The organism is Lacisediminihabitans sp. H27-G8, from assembly GCF_046156175.1.
Classification (GTDB): domain Bacteria; phylum Actinomycetota; class Actinomycetes; order Actinomycetales; family Microbacteriaceae; genus Lacisediminihabitans.
On the sequence record NZ_JAYLVL010000002.1, the window covers coordinates 882,034 to 903,312 of the forward strand.

The window sequence follows — 21,279 nt, forward strand, 5'->3', positions numbered from 1 at the left end:
CGCTAGTTATCGAACCGTTATTTTTCTGGGAGATTGCCAAGTCGCTCCGCTGACTGGCCGCCGTCGAACTGGCCCCGACATCATTCGGCACCCCACGAACTCGAAACCCCCGGCGGGTAGGGTGAAATTGATCGCCGCACCACCCCCAGCCCCCGAAGGAGTCCTCTCGTGCCCACAACAGTGACCGGAGTCATTGCCCGATCCCAGGGTGCGCCCGTCGAACCCGTCAGCATCATCGTCCCGGATCCTGGGCCGGGCGAAGCCGTCGTCGACATCGAGACCTGCGGGGTCTGCCACACCGACTATCACTACCGCGAGGGAGGAATCAGCGATGACTTCCCCTTCCTGCTCGGCCACGAGGCCGCCGGCCGGGTCAGCGCCATCGGTGAGGGTGTCACGAACGTCAAGGTGGGCGATTTCGTCGTGCTCAACTGGCGCGCGGTCTGCGGCGAGTGCCGCGCCTGCGTGCGCGCGGAACCCTGGTATTGCTTCAACACCTTCAACGCGAGCCAGAAGATGACCCTCGAGGATGGCACCGAGCTCAGTCCGGCTCTGGGAATCGGCGCGTTCGCCGAAAAGACACTCGTGCATGCGAAGCAGTGCACGAAGGTCAACCCGGATGCCGATGCCGCCGCGGTCGGTTTGCTCGGCTGCGGCATCATGGCCGGCCTTGGCGCCGCCATGAACACCGGCAATGTCGGACGCGGGGACTCGGTAGCCGTGATCGGCTGCGGCGGTGTCGGCACCGCCGCGATCGTCGGTGCGCAGTTGGCCGGTGCGAGCACCATCATCGCCATCGACCGCGACCCCAAGAAGCTCATCACGGCGCAGAGACTCGGTGCCACCCATGTGATCGACTCGAGCGGTCTCGACGAGCACGGCGTCCTCGCCGCCGTGCAGGCGCTCACCGACACCTTCGGCGCCGATGTCGTGATCGACGCCGTCGGGCGCCCCGAGACGTGGCGCCAGGCGTTCTACGCCCGCGATCTGGCCGGAACCGTCGTGCTCGTCGGCGTGCCCACCCCCGACATGATGCTCGAGATCCCGCTGCTCGACGTGTTCGGTCGCGGTGGCTCGCTCAAGTCCAGCTGGTACGGCGACTGCCTGCCCGAACGTGATTTCCCCATGCTCACCGACCTCTTCCTTCAGGGGCGCCTGCCGCTGGATGAATTCGTGACCGAGCGCATCGGCATCCGGGACATCGAGCGGGCCTTCACCACCATGGCCAGCGGCGATGTGCTGCGCTCCGTGGTGGTGCTGTGATGACCGCTCACATCGAGAACCTGGTCACGAGTGGCACCTTCAGCCTCGATGGGGGCACGTGGGAGGTCGACAACAACGTCTGGATCGTCGGAGACGACACGGAATGCATCGTCATCGACGCCGCTCATGACGCCGACGCGATCCTCGCGGCCGTCGGTCACCGCACACTGAGGGCCATTCTGCTCACCCACGCCCATGACGACCACATCGACGCAGTGGCTGCGCTGCGGTCCGCCACCGGCGCCCCGGTTCTGCTCAACGACGGTGACCGGATGCTCTGGGATGCCGTGTACCCCGACACCGCTCCCAGCGGGGGCCTGGTCGACGGCCAGGTCGTCACGATCGCCGGCGTCGAACTCCGGGTCTTGCAGACCCCGGGGCACTCGCCCGGCGCGGTCTGCTTCTTCGCCCCGCACCTCGGCACCGTCTTCACCGGTGACACCCTCTTCAATGGCGGGCCGGGGGCGACCGGCCGCTCCTACAGCGACTTCGGGACGATCGTCGAGTCGATCACCACGAAGTTGCTCACCCTGCCGGCCGACACGGTTGTGCTCACCGGGCACGGTGAATCGACCACGATCGGCGCGGAGGCCCCCCAGCTCGAGGAGTGGATCGCGCGCGGCCACTGAGCTCGTCGCCGGGCCACCGGACGGAACGCTCCCGCACCTGGTGCAGAACTGGGGGTGCCGCCCGTGAAGCCCCCCGCGCTCAGCTTGAGATGTTCTTGCGCCGGAACCACCAGACCGCGACCGCGGTGAAGATGAGCGCGTAGATGAGCGCGGAGAGCACCGAGTCGACGACCGGTCCGTAGTCGATGCGCGCCGCGAAGAACTCGCGGAAGGCGTCGGTGTTCCAGGTCGGCAGATAGTTGCGCACGATGCCGAGATCAGGGATCCGTTCGAGGATGCTCGACAGGATCGACGTGATCACCACCCCACCCGCCGCCGCGAGCGGCGCCTCCGCCAGCACCGTGAACATCGTGCCGAGCGCGGCAGCCCACGACAGGTGGAGGCAGATGACCGCCACGGCGGCGAGGATTCGCAGAAGCGACTCCCCCATGCCCAGCTGAGGTCCGACCGGAATCTGGATGCCCCCGCTGCCGTAGGAGATCGTGCCGACCAGCAGCGACATCCCGGTGAGGATCAGGATGCCGACCACGAGCACCGTCGATGCCACCAGCACCTTGACGAACAGCAGGCGGGTTCGGCCGACCGGGATGGTCAGGAGGTACTTCAGAGTCGACCGGGATGCCTCGCCCGCGATCATGTCGCCGAACAGCAGCGCCACGACGAGCGTCAGCAGGAAACCCGCGGTGATCACGAGGATGAAGGCCGTGAAGGTCGTGCCACTGGCCTGCGCGAACGCCGCGAGATCCGTCCGCCCGGCCGCAGGCCCGCCCGCCCCGCCGATGAGGAAGGCGAGCCGCACGACGACTGGCAGCACGCCGAAGATGATGAGCACCACCCGTACGCGCCACTGGCTGATCTGCCGGGCGAACTCGACCCGGATCGGCAGCGTGCGTCGCACTGTCACGGCGCTCTCACGAATCGGTCCGGGAGTCCAGGGTGCGGTCGTGGCCATCAGACGATCCCTTCCGAGCCGACCATCGCGAGGAACGTCTCCTCGAGGTGCCGGCCGCGCGTGACGGAGCGGATGCCGACACCGGCAGCGGCGATCGCGGCGACGACAGACTCGGCGCTGTGCTGCGAGGGAAATACGCGGAGGGTCCCCTCGGTGAGGATCGAGGCTTCCACCCCGTCGAGCCCGAGCAGCGCGGTTACGGCGCTGTCGACATCCGTCACCTCGAGGGTGAGCTCGTTGTTGTCGCCCGCCAGCTCGGCGACGGGCCCGGCCGCGATGAGGCGCCCGCGCGCCATCACCACGACGTCGGAGCAGGTCTGTTCGACCTCGCCGAGAAGGTGCGACGACACGATCACCGTGCGGCCGGTCTCCGCGTAGCGACGGAGCACGCCGCGCAGGGCGAAGATCTGGGGCGGGTCGAGTCCGTTGGTCGGCTCGTCGAGGATGAGGAGTTCGGGCATCCCGAGCATCGCCTGCGCGATGGCGAGCCGCTGTTTCATGCCCTGGCTGTAGCCGCCGACGCGACGATTGACCGCGGTGCCGAGGTCCGCGATCGCGAGTGCCTCATCGAGACGAGACTCGGAGCGGGGGCGCCCCGATGCCGCCCAGAACAGCTGGAGATTGCGGCGGCCGGAGAGGTGGGAGAGAAAGCCGGGTCCCTCGATGAAACAGCCGACCCTGGTGAGCACGCGGGAGCCCGGCGACACCCTCTCGCCGAAGATCTCTATCTCGCCGGCATCCGGCCGCAGCAGTCCAGTGACCATGCGAAGAGCGGTCGTCTTGCCCGCACCGTTCGGCCCGAGCAGCCCAAGCACCTGGCCGCGCTCGACGGTGAACGTGAGGTCGTCGACCGCGCGGAATCCGGCGCGATAGTCCTTGGTGAGTCCGCGGATGACGAGCGGCGGCGCGTCATCCGGTCGCACCCCCGCTGGCGCGGGTGCGGGCGCGACCCGATCGCGACGCCGATCGGCGAGAGCCGCGATCACGGCGAGGATCAGCCCCAGCAGCACCACGATCGGGATGCCGATGAGGGCAGCCGCCGACGGAGCTCCACCGCCGACGGCCGGGGCGGTCGCGACGACGGTCGGCAGAGAGAGCGTGCCCTCGGTGTTCACCACAAAGGAGGCGGCGGTGGGGGAGCCCTGGTAGCCCGCATCCGTCGTGCGCAGCGAGAGGGCGATCGTGTCGCCCTTCTCGAACTGCCAGGTCGTCGCGGGAAGGCGCACCTGCACCCGGGTCGCCGAACCGTCCGCCGGGAGGGAAACGCGGATCGGTGCGACCCCTCCGCCGACGGCCACGTCGGAGCCCCCCGACGAGACCCTCAGTTGGGCGAAGAGCAGCACCTCGACCGGGGCGGTGGCGGGCGAGGGAGCGCGGTCCCGGAAGCGGGGCAACCGCACATCCACGGTCACGGTGGGAGAGCCGGCGAGGACGAAGGGCGCGCTGACGGCCCCGGTTGCGAATGTCGCCTGTTGCGCCGGCTGCACCGCCGTGCCGGCGATCCCGCTGCCGATGCCGCCGATGACCGAGTCGACCGAGCCGATGCCGGGGAGCGACGAGATCGTCGCGGGCAGGCCTCCGGGCGGATTGATGACGATGCCGAACCGACCCTTCAGCGGCAGCGTCTTCGTGCCGGTGCCGTCGAGCCCCGGGTAGCGTGCGGCGACGCGGGTCTCGGCGAACCCGCGGGCCGAGGCGGGCACGGTGAACGAGAAGGGCTCCGAACCGGAGCGGGGGGATGACCTGCCCCGCAGGTGGGCAGAGAGCCATCTGTCGACGGCGGCCGTCGTGCCGGCGATCTGCCCCCCGTCGTGCCCTCCCGCGAACCAGGAGACCTGGACCTCTGCCCCCGCCGCTGCGATCTGGCGCGCGTTCGCGTCCGCCTGGTCGAAGCCGAAGAGCGTGTCCTGTCTTCCCTGCAGCAGCAGGGTGGGCGCGGTCATCCCGGAGAGAACCGAGGCGGGGGAGGATGCCTCGAGCAGCGTGCGATCGGCGGCATCGAGCTGCCCGCCACCCACGAGCTTGGTGTACAGAGTGCAGAGCTCGGCGGTGAACCGTCCACAGGCTCCCTCGAAGGGCGATGCGGCGGCACCGAAGAGCTGGGTGGCCCACGCCTGTTTGAACACCCCGGGCGTCGCGCTGTCCGCCTGCGGAACGAGAGCCTGTGCGAGGTCGTTCCAGGTGATGGCCGCGACCACCGTGTCGATGCGGGGATCCGTGGCACCGAGCATGAGGGCGAGCGCGCCTCCGTAAGACGCGCCGACCACACCGACGACCGGATCGCCGTTGCGCTTCTCGACCTGTGGGCGGCTGGCGAGCACGTCGACAAGTCGCTTCGCATCCGAGACCTCGTAGTCGAGGGCGTCGAGCGAGATCCGGCCCCCGGACCGGCCGAATCCCCGGGCGGAGTAGGCCATCACGACATAGCCCTCGCGGCGCAGGCGCTCGGCGTCCTTGGTGAGTGAGCGTTTGGACCCACCGAAACCGTGAGCCAGGAGCACCGCCGGGGCGGGCCGGGATGTCGCGGGCAGGTACAGGTCGACGTCGATGCCGACAGTCGCCGTCGATCCCGGTGCCGACGGCACGGCGACCTTGAAGCTCTCCGACGCACCCTCCGGCTGTGCGGCCGCTGCGACCGGCACGGCCCCACCGATCGAGAGGATGAAAAGCAGCATCGCTCCGATCGCCGTTCGCCACCCGCGGGAGTGGGATCGGCTCATGGATTCGTCCTTCGGACATCGGGTGACGACGAGGAATTGAGCATACGTGATGACGCTAGAAATTGACCTTGCGGTCTGTTTACCTTCATGCGCGACAATGAGGCCATGTCCAAGAAAATCGATGCATCGCTGAAGGACCTGATCAAGGCCTTGCGCAAGCACGCTGAGGCCGTTGGCGGCAGCCGTGTCTCCCTCAAGAAGTCACAGCGGACAGCGGCGAAACTGCAGTCCACCGCCTCGGCCTACGCGGCAGCGGTGTATGCCAAGACGGGGCTGGACAGCCCGTTCAACGACGTCACGAGTCCCGGGCTCGAGAATGTCACGCTCAATTCGCTGCTCGCCGAGCGCGACGCCCTGGCGAGCCACTCGAAGAAGACCGAGCCGGACGCGGCGACTACCGCTCTCTGAACCTCTAGAACAGATCCGGGCTCGGGGTGCTGGTGTGGCGGATGGCCACATCCGCGTGTCGATCGAAACGGTAGCCGACACCGCGCACGGTGCGCACGATGTCTTCGTACGATCCGAGCTTTGAGCGCAGTCGGCGAACGTGGACGTCGATCGTGCGCTCGTTGGGGGCATCATCATCGCCCGCAGACCACAGTGACGAGATGAGTTCGGCGCGATCGATCGTGCGTCCCTCGCGGAGAACGAGGTACTGCAGCAGCTCGAACTCCTTGTAGGTGAGGGCGGCGGTCTCGTCATCCAGAACGACACGCTTGCGGGACAGGTCGACCACGACCCCCCCGCGCGGCTTCTCCTCCTCGGGCTGCTGGCGGTGCTTCGCCAGGGCCGAAGGGTCTTGCAGCGCGAGCCGGACGACCTCGACGTCACGCCCGCCGGCGCCCTGCGGCGCGAGGGCGACCGCGGCATAGGTCTCAGACGTGGGCACCAGTTGCTTGGTGAGGGCACGCAGCGCCTCGACTATCGATCCGAGGTCGGTTCCGGCGGCGGCGGCCTTCAGCTCGTCGACGCCGACGTACAGCACGAAGCCGCGTGCTTCGGTGCCTCCGGGAACGGCGCGGATGTGCGCGGGCGCCTCGGTGGGCGGAGTGCTTTCGGGTGCCGGCTCGACCGGCGCGAGGCGACGGGCGGTGGAGGGGCGGACGCGATCGATGGTTGCTAGAGACATGTGTCGAGAATCCTTGAGAGGGGTGAAGGGCCTCTAATGATGAGGGTGTGATCCTTCGGGATACTTCAGGTGGTGCGATGCGGGATGCCGCTCGTTATGAGGGGCGGACACCCGGGGATTCTCGACTCGTCACGAGCGGAATCCGACTCAGGAGTGGACCGTTAGGCACACATTCGACAACACATGACCACGCTGTGCGTTCCGGATGCCGCGGGGGCGATCGGAGCAGGCGTGGAAACAGTCATGCCACAACTATCTTGCAGCGGCTGGCACAAAGTCAAGCCAGCGCGCAGGATCTGCGCCTAGACCAGCCCGTAGAGGCGATCTCCTGCGTCTCCGAGCCCCGGCACGATGTATCCCACCTCGTTGAGCCTCTCGTCGACGGCGCCGAGCACGATGGTCACCTCGCGGCCTTCCATCGCCGCCTCGACGGCGGCGAGGCCCTCCGGCGCCGCGATGAGGCAGACGGCCGTGACATCCACCGCACCGCGGGCGAGAAGGAAGTCGATGGCCGCGATGAGCGAACCTCCGGTGGCCAGCATCGGGTCGAGCACGAAGCACTGACGGTTGGAGAGATCGTCGGGCAGGCGCTCGGCGTAGGTGGTGGGTTGAAGTGTCTCTTCGTCACGCACCATTCCGAGGAAGCCGACTTCGGCCGTGGGGATGAGTTTGACCATGCCTTCGAGCATGCCGAGTCCGGCGCGGAGGATCGGAACGACGAGGGGACGCGGCTGGCTGATGGCGAGGCCGGTGGCGCTGGCCACGGGCGTCTGCACGGTGACGGGCTCCACTCGCACATTGCGGGTCGCCTCGTAGGCCAGGAGTGTCATGAGCTCTTCCGCCAGGGCACGGAATGTCGGCGACGGCGTGTTCTTGTCCCGCAGCACGGTGAGCTTGTGGGTGATGAGCGGGTGGTCGGCTACGTGGACTCGCATAGGCTCAATCTAGCCGAGAGGAGGGGGCGTGTTGACAGTCGTACCGCCGCTCTACACCCAGCGGATGCTCGAGGCCATCGCGAGCGCAAAGCTGGCCCTGGGGCACGCTGACGTTCCCGTGGCCGCGCTCTTGCTCGATGCATCCGGCGCCGTCATCGGAGCGGGGCGAAACGAGCGCGAGCTTCGCCAAGACCCGACCGCTCACGCCGAGATCCTCGCGCTGCGGGCCGCCGCGGCAGTCACCGGCGACTGGCACCTCACCGACACGACCCTCGTGGTGACCCTCGAGCCCTGCGCGATGTGCGCCGGGGCGATTCTGGCCGCGAGGGTTCCCGTGGTGGTCTTCGGCGCCTGGGACCCCAAGGCCGGTGCGGCCGGTTCGGTCTACGACCTGCTGCGCGACCGGCGGATGCCGCACCGCGTGGAGGTCTACGCGGGTGTCGAAGAGGCGGAGTGCGCCGAGCTGCTGCTCGACTTCTTCGAGAGCAAGCGCTGAGAGCGCCCCGCCACCCAGAGGGCGTTAGAGCGCCCCGAGCCACTCGCTGAACATCGCGACGGACGCGGCCTGCATCGCGGGAGCCTTGGCGAGGGCATCCCGCCGCAGGTCGTCCGCTTCGATCTCGAGGGAGGCGAGTTCGGAGGCGCCGTCCAGGACCCACCGCTCGTGCATGTCGGCGGTGAGCTCCGGGTGGAACTGCACGGCGAGCACGTAATCCCCGAGAGCGAAAGCCTCATTGGTATAGGCGCTCGAGCTCGCCAGCCGCACCGCTCCACTCGGCAACCCGAAGGTATCGCCGTGCCACTGCATCATCGGCACGCCGGACACGTGTTTCAGGGGCGAGTCGAGACCCGCTTCGGTCGGCGTCACCTCGCGAAAACCGATCTCCACGGTCTTGCCCTTGCGCACGGTCTCGCCGAGCGCCTCGGCGATCAGCTGCGCGCCAAGGCAGATGCCGAGGGTGGGGCGTTCCTGAGCGAGGCGTTCGCGCAGGAAGTCGAGCTCATCGATGAGATAGGGATGCGCCTCCTTCTCGTAGGCGCCCATGTCACCACCGAGCACCACGACGAGGTCGGGATCCGGCTGGTCGTGCGGGGATTCCACGGCGACATCCACATAGCGGATCTCGTAGCCGTGATCGCGCAATACCGCCTCGAGATTGCCCAGGTGGGCGATCTCGGCGTGCCGAAGTACCAGGGCGACAGGCATGATCAGTCCGCCGCTCGAATGATGATGGCCTCAGTCGAGGGATTGCCCTCGCCGGGCGCCACGTAGACATCTGGCTCGATGTAGATCACCCGGGCGATGGGAACCTCCGCGCGCACGCGCGCCTCGAGGTTGTTGATCGCGGCGGCGACCTCGGCCAGCTTCATCTTGGTGGGGAACGCGACCTTCGCCGCGACCAGAAGCTCATCCGGTCCGAGATAGAGGGTCTTCATGTGGATGAGGGACTCGACGTCCGAGTCGGCGTTGATCGCATCACGGATCCGCACGGTGTCGTCGGCAGATGCGCCCTCGCCCACCAGCAGGCTCTTGGTCTCGATGCCGAGCACGATGGCCACGAGCACGAGCAGCACCCCGATGAAGATGGTGCCGATGGCATCCCACACCCCGTCACCGGTGATGATCGTCAGCACCACGCCGACGAAAGCGAACAACAGGCCGGTGAGGGCGGCGACATCCTCGAGGAGCACGACCGGCAGTTCCGGTGCCTTGGCGTGGCGGATGAACGCGAACCAGCTGTCCGTACCTCGAATGTGGTTGGACTCCCGCACGGCGGTGCGAAGCGAGAAGCCCTCGAGCACCATGGCGATGAGCAGCACAGCGATGGGGATCCACGCGTTCTCGAGGGGATGCGGATGCTGGATCTTGTTGATTCCCTCGTACAGCGAGAAGACCCCGCCGACGCTGAACAGGATGATCGAGACCACGAAGGCGTAGACGTAGCGCTCCCGTCCGAAGCCGAAGGGATGCTCGGCATCCGCCTCCTTCTTCGCGACGGAGCCACCGCGCAGAAGCAGCAGCTGGTTGCCGGTGTCGGCGAGGGAATGTACGCCCTCGCCGAGCATCGAGCTGGATCCGGAAACCCCCCACGCGATGAACTTGGCCACGGCGATGCCGAGGTTCGCGGACATCGCCGCGATGATCGCGCGTTTGCTGCCTTCGGTGCTCATGCGGTCAATCCTAGGATGAGGTGATGAGCACCCTTCCGACCATCGCCATTCTCGGAGCCGGTTCGATGGGGGGAGCGATCCTCAGCGGACTGCTCGCCCCGTCGATCACCGTCGAGGGCGGCATCCGCGTCACCAATCGCACGGAGGCCAAGGCCGCTGGCCTGCGGTCGGAGGTCGTCACCTCCTACGCCCTCGAAACCGATCCGGCCGCGAATGTGACAGCGGTGACCGGAGCCCGCATCGTGCTCGTCGGGGTCAAACCCGCGATGGTGCCCGACCTGCTTCGCGAGATCGCCCCCGCGCTCGCCGAGGACGCCATCGTCGTGAGCGTGGCTGCGGGAGTGACGACGGCCACCATGGAGGCTCTGGTGTCGCAGGTGGTGCTGCGGGCGATGCCCAACACGCCCGCGCTCGTCGGCAGGGGAGTAACCGGCGTCAGCGCCGGTTCGCGGGCGACGCCGGAGGATGTCGCGCTCGCGCTCACGCTGTTCGACACGGTCGGGCAGGTGCTCGAGATCCCCGAGTCGAAGATCGACGCGCTCAGCACGATCTCGGGATCCGGCCCGGCCTACGTCTTCTACCTGATCGAGCAGCTCACCAAGACTGCCGTGGCGCTCGGATTCACCTGGCAGGAGGCCGCGACGATGGTGAACGGCACCTTCCTCGGCGCGGCGGAGCTCCTCGAGGCCTCCGGCGAGGACCCCTCGGAGCTGCGTCGCCGGGTCACCAGTCCAAAGGGCACGACGGAGCGAGCGATCTGGGAGCTGGAGAAGGCCGACCTGTCGTCGGTGTTCGACCGCGCTACCGCCGCGGCGCTCGCCCGCGCGCACGAGCTAGCGGCCCCGCCGGTCGAGTAGCGCGGTCCGCCGCGCGTATCGAGGGGTCGCCGGCGCTCGCCACTCGACCAGCGCCGCTACTTCTCCAGGTTCGCGAATCTCTCGATGTCCGCGGAGTTGCCGCTCACGATGATCAGGTCCCGGTCGGAGACCACCGTCTCTGCCGTGGCGTGGGTGAATTCCTGGCCGGGCGTCTTCACCCCGACGACGGTGATCCGGAACTTGCGGCGCACCCCCGACTCGGACAGCGGCACGCCGCGAATCGGCTTCGGGGGGTGCATTTTCACCATCACGAAGTCGTCATCGAACTCGATGAAGTCGAGCATCCGTCCGGAGACGAGGTGGGCGGCTCGCTCGCCCGCCTCGAGTTCGGGGAAGATCACGTGATTCGCGCCGATGCGTTCCAGGATTGTGCCGTGGGACTTGCTGATCGCCTTCGCCCAGATCTGGGGCACACCGAGATCCACGAGGTTCGCGGTGATCAGCACGCTGGCTTCGATGGACGACCCCACCGCGACCACCGCGATGGAGAAGTCCTGCGCGCCGATCTGCCGCAGGGCGTCGATGTTGCGGGCATCCGCCTGCACGGCGTGCGTCACGACCTCCGACCAGGTCTGCACGAGCTGCGGATCGGTGTCGATCACGAGCACATCGCGGTCGAGTCGGATCAGCTCACCGGCCGCGGCCGTGCCGAACCGCCCGAGTCCGATCACGAGTACGGCGGCATTGGCCGGAATGGAATCAACCAACGATGGGCCTCTCTTCCGCTCGGTGGAACAGCTGTCGCCGGGTACTCGCCGCCAGGGCGGCGGCGAGTGTCACTGTACCAACGCGTCCGAGGAACATCGTGGTCGCTAGCACGTACTTCGCGGAGTCCGGAAGGTTCTCGGTGAGGCCGGCGGAGAGCCCGCAGGTCGCGAACGCCGAGATCACATCGAAGAGCACGAAGTCGAGCCGTTCGCCGGTGAGCTGGAGAACGACGATCGTCGACACGGCCACCGTGGTCGCCCCCCAGATCACCACGCTGACGGCGATCCGCACGACATCGGTGGGGATGCGGCGCTCGAAGGCCTCGACCTCGCTGTTGCCGCGGGCTTCCGCGACGGCGGCGAGGAACAGCACCGCGAGGGTCGTCACCTTGATGCCGCCTGCGGTGGAGGCCGAGCCTCCGCCGATGAACATGAGCATGTCGGTGACGAGCAGGCTCGATCCGTTGAGCTGGCTGACGTCGATGGTCGCGAAGCCGCCCGAACGGGTCATCACCGACAGGAAGAACGACTGGAGCACCCGCTGGCTTCCGTCGAGGCCGCCGAAGGTGTGCGGATTGGCGAACTCGAGTCCGAAATAGGCGAGGGCGCCGATCACGAGGAGGATTCCGCTCGTGACGAGCGTCAGTTTGGTGTGGAGGGACCAGCGCCGGGGCTTACGAAGGGTGCGGGAGAGCACGTAGATCACCGGAAAGCCGATGCTGCCGAGCAGCACCCCGAGCATGAGCACCCCGAGAAACCAGAGATCGTGGGCATACGGGGCGAGCCCCGTGGTGATGGGCACGAAGCCGGTATTGGTGAAGGCCATCGCCGCGAAGTAGATGGACTGCCAGATCGCGTCGGGAAGGTCGACTCCGCCGAGAAGGATTCGAGGGAGCAGCGCAACGGCGATCACCGCCTCGATGACGAGAGTGCTGATGGCGACTGTGGCGAGCAGGCCGCCGATCTCCCCGAGCCTCACCGCCTGGCCCTCCGCGATCGGGCCGCGCTGGATCCGCAGCGGGTTGCTGTCGCTCGCGACCATCAATTTCGCCCTCAGGCCGAGCTTGCGCGAGATGACGAGCCCGAGGATCGACGCGAGGGTCAGTGCCCCGACCCCGCCGATCTCCACACCGACGAGGATGACGCCATTGCCGAAGGCGCTCCAGTTCGTCGCCATATCCACGGTCGTGAGCCCGGTGACGCAGACCACCGAGACCGCGGTGAAGAGGGCGTCGGCGAAGCTGGTTCCGGATGGCGCGGCCGTCGCGGCCGGCACCGAGAGCAGTGCGGTGAAGACGACGATCAGGGCGATGAACACGCCGACGGCGAACCGGGCCGGTGATGCCGAGGCGAGATCTGTGAACGAATCCCGTGCCCGACCGAGGATCCCGGCGCGCACGAACGGTCTGGTGGCCATCAGTCCCCTCGCGACAGGTTGTCATGGTACCCCCGTGTCGTGCCCGGTAGCCTGTCGGAATGGCTGACATCTTTGACGTGGTTGCCGATGCGACCCGACGCGACCTCCTGCGGGTGCTGCTCGACCGGTACACGGCATCCGACACCGCGCACGGTCGAGCGAGCGCGGGTGAGATCAGCGTCGGTGAGATCGTCGAGAAGCTCGGGCTGAGCCAGCCGACCGTGTCGAAGCATCTGAAGGTGTTGCGGGATCACGACCTGGTGACCGTGCGGGAAGAGGGTCAGCACCGCTATTACAGTCTCGACACGAGCCCGCTTGAAGACCTCGAGGATTGGCTCATCCCCTTTTTGAGTGCGGACTTCGATGGAGGCATCGACGAGGGCTCGACGGTGTTCGCGGCGTGGTCGGGCGTTCAGGTGCCCGAGCCGTTCCGGCGTGCGGCTGAGACGCTGCAGCATCCCACGGATGCGGGCACTGCGATCGGCCGCCGGGCCGCCGAGGCGAGCATCCGGCTGCAGGATGCCCAGCACGATCTGGAGCGCCGGGTGATCGAACCGATCAAGAAGAAGCTCGGTCGCTAGGGCGATCGTTGGTCCGTTCGGCCGCGCAGCGCGTCTCGCCCGAACTGGGCTGTTGCCAGCGAGTCACATTAGCCCCTACAGTTACCGATTAGCACTCCAGTACCACAGGCGATCGAGTGTGTCTGTTCCCAATATCGCTGGAACCTGACAAGGGGCACCCGACATGGCACGCGATCTCTCCGAGGTGCGCTTTCTCACGGTGGCGGAAGTCGCCGACATGATGCGGGTATCGAAGATGACGGTCTACCGTCTCGTTCACGCCGGCGAGTTGCCCGCGATCCGCTTCGGCCGGTCCTTCCGGGTGCCGGAGTCCGCGGTAGTCGCGGCCATCGACACGCCGATCTCCGACGTCGGTTAGCCCGGCCCCTCCCGCCGTCGGCAGGCACGAGGTCGCGCACGTGGTGTCGCCGTCCCGTGGCGGGGGATACGCCGGTTCGCGGCGGTCCCGCTGCGTCCCGGCGGGAGTTACGACTCCCACCGCGAGGTGTTTTCCGCGCCGCGATGCTCGTGCCGGGTACCGGATGCCCCGCCGCGACGCCCCCCGGTTAGCACGTCGACAGCCGGACGGCTAAGATAGCCCGAGGCAATTTTTCCGTGGTTCTGATCGAATCCGGTCGTCTTCCGAACAACAGTTGAGGTCTTTATGGGTTCCGTAATCAAGAAGCGTCGCAAGCGCATGGCGAAGAAGAAGCACCGCAAGCTGCTTCGCAAGACTCGTCACCAGCGTCGCAACAAGAAGTAGCGTCGTGTGAGGGGTCGCGCCCCGTGCGCGGCCCGACTACCGAGCGCCAGGCCTATCCGGCTTGGCGCTTTGTGTTTTCCGTGCGCACGGCACGGCCCTCGCGACGAACCCGTCGCACCGCCGCCCGGATGCTCGCGGGGTCGAGCCGCATGATCGGCCAGTCGTGCGTTCGCGCGTGCGCGGCGAGCGCGGCATCCGGGTTCACTACTATGCGGTTGCCCACCAGCTCGAGCAGGGGGATGTCGTTGCGGGAATCCGAATAGGCCCAGCAGTCCGCGAGATCCGCTCCGAGAGAGGTCGCAAGCTCCTCGGCCGCGATCGCCTTGCGGGCGCCGTGCAGCACGGGACCGTCGAATTCGCCGGTGAGTTTGCCGTCCTGGGCCCGCAGCATCGTTCCGAGGGCGCCGGTGAGGCCGAGCCGACGGGCGATCACCGCAGCGATGTCCACGGGCGCGGCCGTGATCAGCCAGACCTCGTGTCCCTTACGCAGGTGCTCGCGCGCGAGTTCGACCGTCTCCGGCCAGAGCCGCGACTCGATCTCGCGCTCGTACACATCATCGGCGAGCGTGGTGAGTTCGTCGGCGGGAAGCCCCTTCGCGAGTCCCAGGGCACGTTCCTGCGCGCTGGCGAAGTGCTTGACGTTCTCCCCGACCGTCACGAATCGCAGCTGGTGCCATCCGAAACTGAGCAGGTCGCGCACTCCGACATGACCGCGCTTCCAGGCGGCACGGCTCACGTGGTACGCGCTGGCGCCGTGAAGCAGGGTGTTGTCGACGTCGAAGAACGCGACGATCGGGCGCGCGGACGCCGAGTCGGGCTGTGAGGCTGGCATGTCGCACCATGCTACGCGGGAGTTCTGGGCCATTCGCCGCACGGCCCCGCGCAACGCCGATACTGTTGTTTCGTGTCCACGGCAGCCATCACCCTCATCGGCAAGCCGGGGTGTCACATGTGCGACGCCGCCCGCGAGACGATCGGCACCGTCATCGACCAACTGCGGTCTGACGCCTCCGCTCCTGTCATCACCATGGAGGAGTTGTCGATCTTCGATGACGAGGCCCTGCTCGATCGCTATGCGGACGAGATCCCGGTCGTGCTGATCAACGGGCGCGTGCACAACATCTGGCGCGTGGATCCCGAGCGGTTGCGCGCCGCCCTATTGGAGGTCTAGAAGATGCTCAAACACGTCGTGTCCTGGAAGGTCGCGGATGCCGCGAGCCCGGAAGGCCAGCAGAAGATCGCCTCGATCGTCGCGGGCCTCGAATCGCTCGTGGGCGTCGTGCCGTCGATCCGCGCGCTGAGCGCGGGGCCGACGGTGGTGACCGGCCCCAACCACTGGGATCTCGCTCTCATCGTGGACTTCGACGACGAGGTCGGCCTCGAGGCCTACCAGGTGCACCCGGAGCATCAGAAGGTCGGAGCCTTCATCCGCTCCCAGGTCACCGCGCAGGCTTCGGTCGACTTCCTGGTCTGAGAACGCAGGGTCTAGCGGTTCTTGGCGGCGGCTTCCGCTTCGGCGCGAGAGTCGTAGACGGGCTCGTCGAGCACGTACACCAGGTCTTCGTTGGGAGCCACGAGCAGCAGGTCGGTTTCTTCGTCGGCGGCCTGGAAGTCCGCGGACACCAGCAGCTCGTTGTTGAGATGCACCGTGAGGATGCCGCTGCCGGTCTCGAGCGAGGCCACCTCGAGCGCGCTCACCGGTTTGCCGCCGGCCCGTTCGAGCAGCGTGGAGACCGCCGCCCCCACTCCCGTGCCCGCCGCGAGGAACGCCTTCTCGTCGATGACGGTGTAGTCGTAGCGGGTGCGCACGGTGAAGGTGAGCTCCTCCGCTTCTTCGTCCGCTTCTTCGTCCTCATCGTCGTAGAGATCGTCGAGCGCCTCGCCATAGGCACCCACCGCCTCCCACAGCTCGCGGTCGACCTCGACCGCGGCGTCGTCCTGATCCGTGCCGGAGGCAAGGAGGGCGATGTGGGTCTCGAGGATCGTCTGCAGGTCGCGGCCCGCCTCGATGGCGGCCTGGCGGGGGTCGGGGGCGTCGTTGTTCATGCAGGTCACGGTAGCAGGCACGCCCCCGTACAGCACGGATGCCCACGGCCTTAGCCGCGGGCATCCATCATGAATCGGGGGCGGGCGCTACTCGATCTCGACGACCGGGGCGTCTGCCGCGTTCTTCTTGATCGACTCGATGCCGTTCTTCGCGCCAGCCTTGGAGGAGTAGCCCTCCGAGGACAGCGCGATGACCTCACCGTTGCCGGCCTTGAGGCGGAAACGGTATTCGCCGCCCTTGTCGGTGTAGAGCTCGAACTTTCCAGCCATCAGGATGCCTGCTTTCTCGTCGGGACGGGCGACCTTGCCCATGTCAGGACCAACTCTAGGGACGGGGTCGAATTCGGTCCAGAGCCGAATTCTCGGCACAGCGCGACTCGTCGAGCCGACCCGACCGTTGTGAGGCGGTGGACCGGATTGTGGCGGAACGGACGCGCTGTCCGGCATCGTTCACGGGAATCCCGCAGCAGCGCAAAACGTAGACTGGGCGAGTGGCTGCATCCCTGATCCACCTCGTCCGGCACGGAGAGGTCTATAACCCGGAGGGCATCCTTTATGGGCGGCTGCCGGGCTACCACCTTTCGGAGCTCGGGCAGCGGATGGCGACGGCCGCAGCGGGTCAACTCGCCGGTCATCCGATCACGGCGCTGTATGCCAGCCCGTTGCAGCGCGCGCAGGAATCCGCGGCGCCCTGGGGAGTGAGGTTCGGCCTCGACATCGTGACCGATGAGCGACTGATCGAGCCGACCAACCGGTTCGAGGGAAAGAAGTTCGAGTTCGGCCCGGCGGTGCTCACCAAGCCCAGCATGTGGCGATGGGTAATCAACCCCTGGAAGCCGAGCTGGGGTGAGCCCTATGTGAGCGTCATCGATCGGATGATGTCCGCGATCGGCGACGCCTGGGATAGGGCGGACGGCGGCGAGGTCGTGATGGTGAGCCATCAGATGCCCATCGTGATGGTGCAGCGATTCGTCGCCCGAAAGCGACCGTTCCACGACCCGCGCGAACGACGCTGTCATCTGTCGAGCATCACGACCCTGCGCAAAGACGGCGACTCCTTCGTCGAGGTCGGTTATCAGGACCCCGCGGCAGAGCTGTTGGCCGGATCGATCGACACGGGTGCGGTGTGAGAGCGCGCCTCACGGTGGCCGCGGCACTCGTGGTCGGAGCCCTCGCTCTCAGCGGCTGCAGTTCCGACTCGCTCGCCAAGGACTACGGCAACGGCGGCGCCAACTACACGGATGACTCCGGTCTGCCCGTGCAGATCCCTGCCGCCAAACGCACGACACCGATCGACTTCACCGGAACCACCGTCGACGGCAAGACGCTCACCGTCTCCGACGACCGCGCCCCGGTGACCGTCGTCAACTTCTGGTACGCGAACTGCGCGCCCTGTCGAGCAGAGGCGCCCTTCCTGCAGGGGCTCTACGAGAAGTACCAGTCCGACGGGGTCAAGTTCGTCGGCGTCAACATCTTCGACCAGTCACCTGGCGCCCTCTCCTTCGAGAAGACCTACAAGATCACCTATCCCTCGGTGATGGATGTCGACAGCGGCGCCGCGAGGATCGCGTTTGCCGGAGCCGTCGCCCCCACCGCCACCCCCACCACCTTCGTGCTGGATGCCAAGGGCCGCATCGCCGCCCGCATCGTCGGCCAGCTCGAGTCCCAGTCCATCCTGAATACCCTCATTTCCGACACGCTGGCCGAGAGCAAGTAGTGGACATCAGGAATCTGATCCTGGAGGGCAACCTCGGATTGGCGCTGCCCATCGCGCTGCTGGCCGGTCTCGTCGCCTTCGCTTCTCCGTGCGTGCTTCCGCTTCTGCCGGGCTACCTCGCCTACATCGGGGGATTCGCCGGCAGCGCGGAGAAGAACGTACAGGGCGCCCGGCAGCGCGGACGTCTTCTGCTCGGCGTGGCGCTCTTCGTGCTCGGATTCAGCGTCGTGTTCATCACCCTGAACCTGCTTGCGGCTGCCGCCGGCGCTCTGCTGATCCCCTGGCTCGGACTCATCACCCGCATCGCCGGCGTGGTCCTCATCCTGATGGGGCTCGTCTTCGTGGGGCAGTTCACCTTCCTCCAGCGCGAGTTCAAGCCCCGGTGGCGCACCACCACCGGCCTTGCCGGCGCGCCCCTGCTCGGTATCGTCTTCGGCCTCGGCTGGGTGCCGTGCATCGGGCCGACCCTGGCAGCGGTCCTCTCGTTCAGCATGGGCAGCGGCAACGCCTGGCGCGGGGTGCTCCTCGGCGTCGTCTACTGTCTCGGTCTCGGCATCCCCTTCCTGCTCGTGGCACTCGGCCTCAACTGGGTCACCGGCTCGGTGGCCTGGCTCAAGCGCCACATCCGCGTGATCAACATCGTCGGCGGATCGCTGCTCATCCTGATCGGACTGCTCATGGTCTCCGGTCTCTGGCAGCTCATCGTCAACCAGCTGCAGGGGGTGATCGTTGGAAACTATGAGTCGCCCCTCTGATCACATCGATTCCCCCGCACCCGCACCTCGCGACGGCATAACCCAGCCGAAGCTCGGCCCGATCGGGTATGTCCGCTTCTTCTGGCGGCAGCTCACCAGCATGCGCACCGCGCTCTTCCTGCTGTTGCTGCTGGCAATCGCCGCGGTGCCCGGATCCGTCTTCCCCCAGCGCAGCTCCGACCCCAACGGGGTGACGCAGTACTTCACGAACAACCCCTCGGCAGCGCCGGTGCTCGACAAACTGCAGCTCTTCGACGTCTACACCTCGGCGTGGTTCTCGGCGATCTACCTTCTGTTGTTCATCTCGCTGATCGGATGCGTCATCCCGCGCACGATCCACCACGCCAAGGCCCTCGCCTCTCCGCCGCCGAAGACCCCCGCACGACTCGAGCGCCTCGGCGCCTTCAGCGCATTCGAGATCGAACCGGATGCCACCGGCCCCACACTCACGGCGGCCTCCGCCGTCGATTCCGGCCGCGCCGTGCTGCGCAAGGCGGGGTATCGCGTCAAGCTGTTCGACGGTCGCGGACCCGATGGCCCCGAGTTCTCCGCCTCAGCCGAGCGCGGTTACCTGCGGGAGACCGGCAACCTGGTCTTCCACATCTCCCTCATCGGCATCCTCCTCGCCGTGGGAGTCGGCGGCGGTGTCGGCTACACCGGCCAGAAGGTGCTGGTGGTCGGGCAGGCCTTCGCCAACGTGCGCCTCACCTTCGACTCCTTCACCAAGGGGCGCTTCTTCTCGGACAGTGACCTGCAGCCCTACCGGCTGCGCCTCGACAAGTTCGCCGTGAAGTACGAGGAGAAGAACGACAACGCCCTCGGCCAGCCGATCGACTACACCGCGGATGTCACGACCTTCGACTCCACGGGCAAGGCCACGAAGGCCGTGGTCAAGGTGAACGACCCGCTGCGCCTCGGCGGCAACGACATCTACCTGCTGGGCAACGGTTACGCCCCCTGGGTCACCGTGAAGAATCCGGCGGGCAAGGTCGTCTATTCGGAGCCCGTGCCGTTCCTCGCGCAAGACGCCAACCTCACCTCGCTCGGCATCATCAAGGTGCCGGACGGACTCGCCTCGCAGCTCGGCATGCGGGCGTTCTTCTACCCGACGGCCGCCGAGAGCACGGATGGGGTACTGGGCTCGGTCTATCCCGACCTGCGCAACCCCGTGCTCTCCCTCGTCGTCTTCAAGGGCGACCTGGGCATCAACAAGGGCGTTCCCAAGTCGGTGTTCGTGCTCGACACGGACAAGATGACCCCGCTCGCGGGACCGGGAACCGCCGATGGCACCTCGGCTCTTCGGCTGAAGCCGGGGGAGACCGCGCAGATCCCGGGCGGCCTCGGATCCATCACCTTCGAGAACAAGGCGCCCGTCGCAGACAAGGCCGACCTGTCGAAGAGTGTGCAGCGCTTCGTCTCGTTCGACGTGCACCGCGACCCCACCCAGGGCTGGGTGCTGTTCTTCGCCATCTGCGTGCTCGCCGGCCTGCTGACCTCGCTGTTCATCCCGCGTCGTCGCCTCTGGATCAAGGTGATCGAGCTCTCGGGTGGCCGCATGAGGATCGAATACGCCGGCCTTGCGCGCGGTGAGGACCCGACGCTGGAGGCCGCGGTCACAGCCATCGCCCAGCGTCACTCCCAGCAACTCGGGCTTAGGCTGGATCCGTGACCTCTGCTGCCCTCGCGTCGTACTCCCTCACCGCGGTCTACTCCGCAATGGGCGTGTACCTCTTCGCCTTCATCGCCTTCACTCTCGACCTGGCGAAGCGTTCCGCCGAGTCCCCGGTGGCCGTCGTCGCGTCATCGGTGCGCGTGGGCCAGATGTCGCGCGTGGGAGGCACGGCGGTTCTGGATCGCGCCCCGGTCGCGACGGCTCCCGTTCGTCGGTCGAACCGCTTCGAGCGCGCCGCTTTCGCCCTGACCATCCTGGCGTGGGTCCTGCACGTCGTCGGGACCGTGCTGCGCGGTGTGGCCGCCCACCGGGTGCCCTGGGCCAACATGTTCGAGTTCAGCCTCACGGCATCCGCCATCATCGTCGGTGTGTTCATCGCCGTGCAGGCGTGGCAGAACCTGCGCTTCCTCGGGGCGTACATCACCGGCTTCTCCCTCATCGTGCTCGGCTTCGGCACCGTCGGTTTCTACGTGAACGTCGTTCCGCTTCCGCCGGCGCTTCAGTCGTACTGGCTCGTGATCCACGTCTTCGTCGCGACCCTCGGCACCGCGTTCTTCGCCATCGGCGCCGGCCTCTCGCTGGTGCAGCTGATCCAGACCCGGCGCGAGGCGAAGCAGTTCTCCGGTCTCAAGTTCCTCGACACGATGCCGGATGCCGAGAAGCTCGAGACCCTCGCCTACCGCGTGATCGTGGTCGGCTTCGTCTTCTGGACCTTCACCCTCATGGCCGGCGCGATCTGGGCCGAGCACGCCTGGGGACGCTACTGGGGCTGGGACACGAAGGAGGTCTGGACCTTCATCATCTGGACCATCTTCGCCGGCTACATTCACGCCCGGGCGACCCGCGGCTGGCGCGGCTCCCGATCCGCTTACCTCGCGATCGTCGGCTTCGCCGCGGTGATGTTCAACTTCACCATCGTGAACCTGTTCTTCAAGGGCCTGCACGCCTACAGCGGCTTGTAACC

General features: G+C 67.2%; 26 protein-coding genes. 15 read left to right on the forward strand and 11 right to left on the reverse strand.

Annotated features, from left to right (window positions below; genetic code table 11):
- The first annotated feature begins 168 nt into the window (after nt 1–168).
- Nucleotides 169–1,263: an S-(hydroxymethyl)mycothiol dehydrogenase gene (locus VLI63_RS09055; RefSeq protein ID WP_409156530.1), complete on the forward strand. Its 1,095-nt coding sequence runs from the start codon at nt 169–171 to the stop codon at nt 1,261–1,263.
- Nucleotides 1,263–1,892, forward strand: a complete 630-nt coding sequence (locus VLI63_RS09060) for an MBL fold metallo-hydrolase (protein ID WP_409156531.1) — start codon at nt 1,263–1,265, stop codon at nt 1,890–1,892. Before VLI63_RS09055 ends, VLI63_RS09060 begins: the two co-directional genes overlap by 1 nt.
- A 79-nt stretch (nt 1,893–1,971) precedes the next feature.
- Here VLI63_RS09060 and VLI63_RS09065 read toward each other — a convergent pair whose 3' ends face one another.
- Nucleotides 1,972–2,844 carry an ABC transporter permease gene (locus tag VLI63_RS09065; RefSeq protein WP_409156532.1) on the reverse strand — a complete coding sequence of 291 codons (873 nt, stop codon included), beginning with the start codon at nt 2,842–2,844 and terminating at the stop codon, nt 1,972–1,974.
- On the reverse strand, nt 2,844–5,564 hold the full coding sequence (locus VLI63_RS09070; RefSeq protein ID WP_409156533.1) for an alpha/beta fold hydrolase: 2,721 nt from the start codon (nt 5,562–5,564) through the stop codon (nt 2,844–2,846). The genes VLI63_RS09065 and VLI63_RS09070 overlap by 1 nt, the downstream gene beginning before the upstream one ends.
- Nucleotides 5,565–5,669: 105 nt before the next feature.
- Between VLI63_RS09070 and VLI63_RS09075 the strand changes: the two genes are divergently transcribed.
- A complete protein-coding gene (locus tag VLI63_RS09075) occupies nt 5,670–5,972 on the forward strand; it encodes a hypothetical protein (protein ID WP_409156534.1) in 303 nt (100 codons plus the stop codon).
- A gap of 4 nt (nt 5,973–5,976) precedes the next feature.
- On the opposite strand, the gene VLI63_RS09080 is transcribed toward VLI63_RS09075, so the two are convergent.
- Nucleotides 5,977–6,693, reverse strand: a complete 717-nt coding sequence (locus VLI63_RS09080; protein ID WP_409156535.1) for a winged helix-turn-helix domain-containing protein — start codon at nt 6,691–6,693, stop codon at nt 5,977–5,979.
- Nucleotides 6,694–6,995: 302 nt separating this feature from the next.
- Nucleotides 6,996–7,628, reverse strand: a complete 633-nt coding sequence (gene upp / locus VLI63_RS09085) for a uracil phosphoribosyltransferase (protein WP_409156536.1) — start codon at nt 7,626–7,628, stop codon at nt 6,996–6,998.
- A gap of 64 nt (nt 7,629–7,692) precedes the next feature.
- On the opposite strand from upp, the gene VLI63_RS09090 reads away from it, so the two are divergent.
- Nucleotides 7,693–8,124, forward strand: a complete 432-nt coding sequence (locus tag VLI63_RS09090; protein ID WP_409156603.1) for a nucleoside deaminase — start codon at nt 7,693–7,695, stop codon at nt 8,122–8,124.
- Between the two features lie 24 nt (nt 8,125–8,148).
- On the opposite strand, the gene VLI63_RS09095 is transcribed toward VLI63_RS09090, so the two are convergent.
- Nucleotides 8,149–8,835, reverse strand: a complete 687-nt coding sequence (locus tag VLI63_RS09095) for a glutamine amidotransferase (RefSeq protein ID WP_409156537.1) — start codon at nt 8,833–8,835, stop codon at nt 8,149–8,151.
- A 2-nt stretch (nt 8,836–8,837) separates the two neighbouring features.
- The gene (locus tag VLI63_RS09100; RefSeq protein WP_409156538.1) at nt 8,838–9,800 is read right to left on the reverse strand and encodes a cation diffusion facilitator family transporter; all 963 of its coding nucleotides are present in this window, start codon (nt 9,798–9,800) and stop codon (nt 8,838–8,840) included.
- A 23-nt stretch (nt 9,801–9,823) separates the two neighbouring features.
- On the opposite strand from VLI63_RS09100, the gene proC reads away from it, so the two are divergent.
- Nucleotides 9,824–10,657: a pyrroline-5-carboxylate reductase gene (gene proC / locus VLI63_RS09105; protein WP_409156539.1), complete on the forward strand. Its 834-nt coding sequence runs from the start codon at nt 9,824–9,826 to the stop codon at nt 10,655–10,657.
- 56 nt (nt 10,658–10,713) lie between these two features.
- Here the strand turns inward: proC and VLI63_RS09110 are convergent, their stop codons facing one another.
- The gene (locus VLI63_RS09110; RefSeq protein ID WP_409156540.1) at nt 10,714–11,385 is read right to left on the reverse strand and encodes a potassium channel family protein; all 672 of its coding nucleotides are present in this window, start codon (nt 11,383–11,385) and stop codon (nt 10,714–10,716) included.
- The gene (locus VLI63_RS09115; RefSeq protein WP_409156541.1) at nt 11,378–12,802 is read right to left on the reverse strand and encodes a TrkH family potassium uptake protein; all 1,425 of its coding nucleotides are present in this window, start codon (nt 12,800–12,802) and stop codon (nt 11,378–11,380) included. Before VLI63_RS09115 ends, VLI63_RS09110 begins: the two co-directional genes overlap by 8 nt.
- 59 nt (nt 12,803–12,861) lie before the next feature.
- Here VLI63_RS09115 and VLI63_RS09120 point away from each other — a divergent pair, with 59 nt between their 5' ends.
- The 3 genes from VLI63_RS09120 to VLI63_RS09130 all read left to right on the forward strand — a co-directional run bounded on the left by VLI63_RS09120 (nt 12,862) and on the right by VLI63_RS09130 (nt 14,125).
- Complete coding sequence (locus VLI63_RS09120; RefSeq protein ID WP_409156542.1) at nt 12,862–13,383, forward strand: ArsR/SmtB family transcription factor; 522 nt, start codon at nt 12,862–12,864, stop codon at nt 13,381–13,383.
- Nucleotides 13,384–13,546: 163 nt separating this feature from the next.
- Nucleotides 13,547–13,741 carry a helix-turn-helix domain-containing protein gene (locus VLI63_RS09125; RefSeq protein WP_185202256.1) on the forward strand — a complete coding sequence of 65 codons (195 nt, stop codon included), beginning with the start codon at nt 13,547–13,549 and terminating at the stop codon, nt 13,739–13,741.
- A gap of 285 nt (nt 13,742–14,026) precedes the next feature.
- Entirely contained in the window at nt 14,027–14,125 is a 99-nt protein-coding gene (locus VLI63_RS09130; RefSeq protein WP_003792170.1) for a 30S ribosomal protein bS22, read from the forward strand.
- Nucleotides 14,126–14,177: 52 nt separating this feature from the next.
- Here the strand turns inward: VLI63_RS09130 and VLI63_RS09135 are convergent, their stop codons facing one another.
- Nucleotides 14,178–14,957, reverse strand: a complete 780-nt coding sequence (locus VLI63_RS09135; protein WP_409156543.1) for an HAD family hydrolase — start codon at nt 14,955–14,957, stop codon at nt 14,178–14,180.
- Between the two features lie 72 nt (nt 14,958–15,029).
- Here VLI63_RS09135 and VLI63_RS09140 point away from each other — a divergent pair, with 72 nt between their 5' ends.
- Together VLI63_RS09140 and VLI63_RS09145 are read left to right on the forward strand one after the other, a co-directional pair.
- Nucleotides 15,030–15,296, forward strand: a complete 267-nt coding sequence (locus VLI63_RS09140; protein WP_409156544.1) for a glutaredoxin family protein — start codon at nt 15,030–15,032, stop codon at nt 15,294–15,296.
- A 3-nt stretch (nt 15,297–15,299) separates the two neighbouring features.
- On the forward strand, nt 15,300–15,599 hold the full coding sequence (locus tag VLI63_RS09145; protein WP_409156545.1) for a Dabb family protein: 300 nt from the start codon (nt 15,300–15,302) through the stop codon (nt 15,597–15,599).
- Between the two features lie 11 nt (nt 15,600–15,610).
- Here the strand turns inward: VLI63_RS09145 and VLI63_RS09150 are convergent, their stop codons facing one another.
- Both VLI63_RS09150 and VLI63_RS09155 read right to left on the reverse strand, forming a co-directional pair.
- Nucleotides 15,611–16,171 carry a hypothetical protein gene (locus VLI63_RS09150; protein ID WP_409156546.1) on the reverse strand — a complete coding sequence of 187 codons (561 nt, stop codon included), beginning with the start codon at nt 16,169–16,171 and terminating at the stop codon, nt 15,611–15,613.
- 87 nt (nt 16,172–16,258) lie between these two features.
- The gene (locus VLI63_RS09155) at nt 16,259–16,483 is read right to left on the reverse strand and encodes a YegP family protein (protein WP_409156547.1); all 225 of its coding nucleotides are present in this window, start codon (nt 16,481–16,483) and stop codon (nt 16,259–16,261) included.
- Nucleotides 16,484–16,662: 179 nt separating this feature from the next.
- Here VLI63_RS09155 and VLI63_RS09160 point away from each other — a divergent pair, with 179 nt between their 5' ends.
- Genes VLI63_RS09160 through ccsB form a run of 5 tightly spaced genes read left to right on the forward strand, consistent with a single transcriptional unit; the run spans nt 16,663 to nt 21,277 of the window.
- A complete protein-coding gene (locus tag VLI63_RS09160; RefSeq protein ID WP_409156548.1) occupies nt 16,663–17,301 on the forward strand; it encodes a histidine phosphatase family protein in 639 nt (212 codons plus the stop codon).
- A complete protein-coding gene (locus VLI63_RS09165; RefSeq protein WP_409156549.1) occupies nt 17,298–17,888 on the forward strand; it encodes a TlpA disulfide reductase family protein in 591 nt (196 codons plus the stop codon). Before VLI63_RS09160 ends, VLI63_RS09165 begins: the two co-directional genes overlap by 4 nt.
- Nucleotides 17,888–18,643, forward strand: a complete 756-nt coding sequence (locus VLI63_RS09170; RefSeq protein ID WP_409156550.1) for a cytochrome c biogenesis CcdA family protein — start codon at nt 17,888–17,890, stop codon at nt 18,641–18,643. The genes VLI63_RS09165 and VLI63_RS09170 overlap by 1 nt, the downstream gene beginning before the upstream one ends.
- Complete coding sequence (locus VLI63_RS09175) at nt 18,627–20,312, forward strand: cytochrome c biogenesis protein ResB (protein WP_409156551.1); 1,686 nt, start codon at nt 18,627–18,629, stop codon at nt 20,310–20,312. The genes VLI63_RS09170 and VLI63_RS09175 overlap by 17 nt, the downstream gene beginning before the upstream one ends.
- Nucleotides 20,309–21,277: a c-type cytochrome biogenesis protein CcsB gene (ccsB, locus tag VLI63_RS09180; protein ID WP_409156552.1), complete on the forward strand. Its 969-nt coding sequence runs from the start codon at nt 20,309–20,311 to the stop codon at nt 21,275–21,277. The genes VLI63_RS09175 and ccsB overlap by 4 nt, the downstream gene beginning before the upstream one ends.
- The last annotated feature ends 2 nt before the right edge of the window (nt 21,278–21,279 follow it).

Bases quoted from the DNA above. Each gene is read 5' to 3' on its own strand.
- VLI63_RS09060 (WP_409156531.1), top strand. From the start codon at position 1,263: ATGACCGCTCACATCGAGAACCTGGTCACGAGTGGCACCTTCAGCCTC.
- VLI63_RS09065 (WP_409156532.1), bottom strand. From the start codon at position 2,844: ATGGCCACGACCGCACCCTGGACTCCCGGACCGATTCGTGAGAGCGCC.
- VLI63_RS09070 (WP_409156533.1), bottom strand. From the start codon at position 5,564: ATGAGCCGATCCCACTCCCGCGGGTGGCGAACGGCGATCGGAGCGATG.
- VLI63_RS09075 (WP_409156534.1), top strand. From the start codon at position 5,670: ATGTCCAAGAAAATCGATGCATCGCTGAAGGACCTGATCAAGGCCTTG.
- VLI63_RS09080 (WP_409156535.1), bottom strand. From the start codon at position 6,693: ATGTCTCTAGCAACCATCGATCGCGTCCGCCCCTCCACCGCCCGTCGC.
- upp (WP_409156536.1), bottom strand. From the start codon at position 7,628: ATGCGAGTCCACGTAGCCGACCACCCGCTCATCACCCACAAGCTCACC.
- VLI63_RS09090 (WP_409156603.1), top strand. From the start codon at position 7,693: ATGCTCGAGGCCATCGCGAGCGCAAAGCTGGCCCTGGGGCACGCTGAC.
- VLI63_RS09095 (WP_409156537.1), bottom strand. From the start codon at position 8,835: ATGCCTGTCGCCCTGGTACTTCGGCACGCCGAGATCGCCCACCTGGGC.
- VLI63_RS09100 (WP_409156538.1), bottom strand. From the start codon at position 9,800: ATGAGCACCGAAGGCAGCAAACGCGCGATCATCGCGGCGATGTCCGCG.
- proC (WP_409156539.1), top strand. From the start codon at position 9,824: ATGAGCACCCTTCCGACCATCGCCATTCTCGGAGCCGGTTCGATGGGG.
- VLI63_RS09115 (WP_409156541.1), bottom strand. From the start codon at position 12,802: ATGGCCACCAGACCGTTCGTGCGCGCCGGGATCCTCGGTCGGGCACGG.
- VLI63_RS09120 (WP_409156542.1), top strand. From the start codon at position 12,862: ATGGCTGACATCTTTGACGTGGTTGCCGATGCGACCCGACGCGACCTC.
- VLI63_RS09125 (WP_185202256.1), top strand. From the start codon at position 13,547: ATGGCACGCGATCTCTCCGAGGTGCGCTTTCTCACGGTGGCGGAAGTC.
- VLI63_RS09130 (WP_003792170.1), top strand. From the start codon at position 14,027: ATGGGTTCCGTAATCAAGAAGCGTCGCAAGCGCATGGCGAAGAAGAAG.
- VLI63_RS09135 (WP_409156543.1), bottom strand. From the start codon at position 14,957: ATGCCAGCCTCACAGCCCGACTCGGCGTCCGCGCGCCCGATCGTCGCG.
- VLI63_RS09145 (WP_409156545.1), top strand. From the start codon at position 15,300: ATGCTCAAACACGTCGTGTCCTGGAAGGTCGCGGATGCCGCGAGCCCG.
- VLI63_RS09150 (WP_409156546.1), bottom strand. From the start codon at position 16,171: ATGAACAACGACGCCCCCGACCCCCGCCAGGCCGCCATCGAGGCGGGC.
- VLI63_RS09155 (WP_409156547.1), bottom strand. From the start codon at position 16,483: ATGGGCAAGGTCGCCCGTCCCGACGAGAAAGCAGGCATCCTGATGGCT.
- VLI63_RS09175 (WP_409156551.1), top strand. From the start codon at position 18,627: ATGAGTCGCCCCTCTGATCACATCGATTCCCCCGCACCCGCACCTCGC.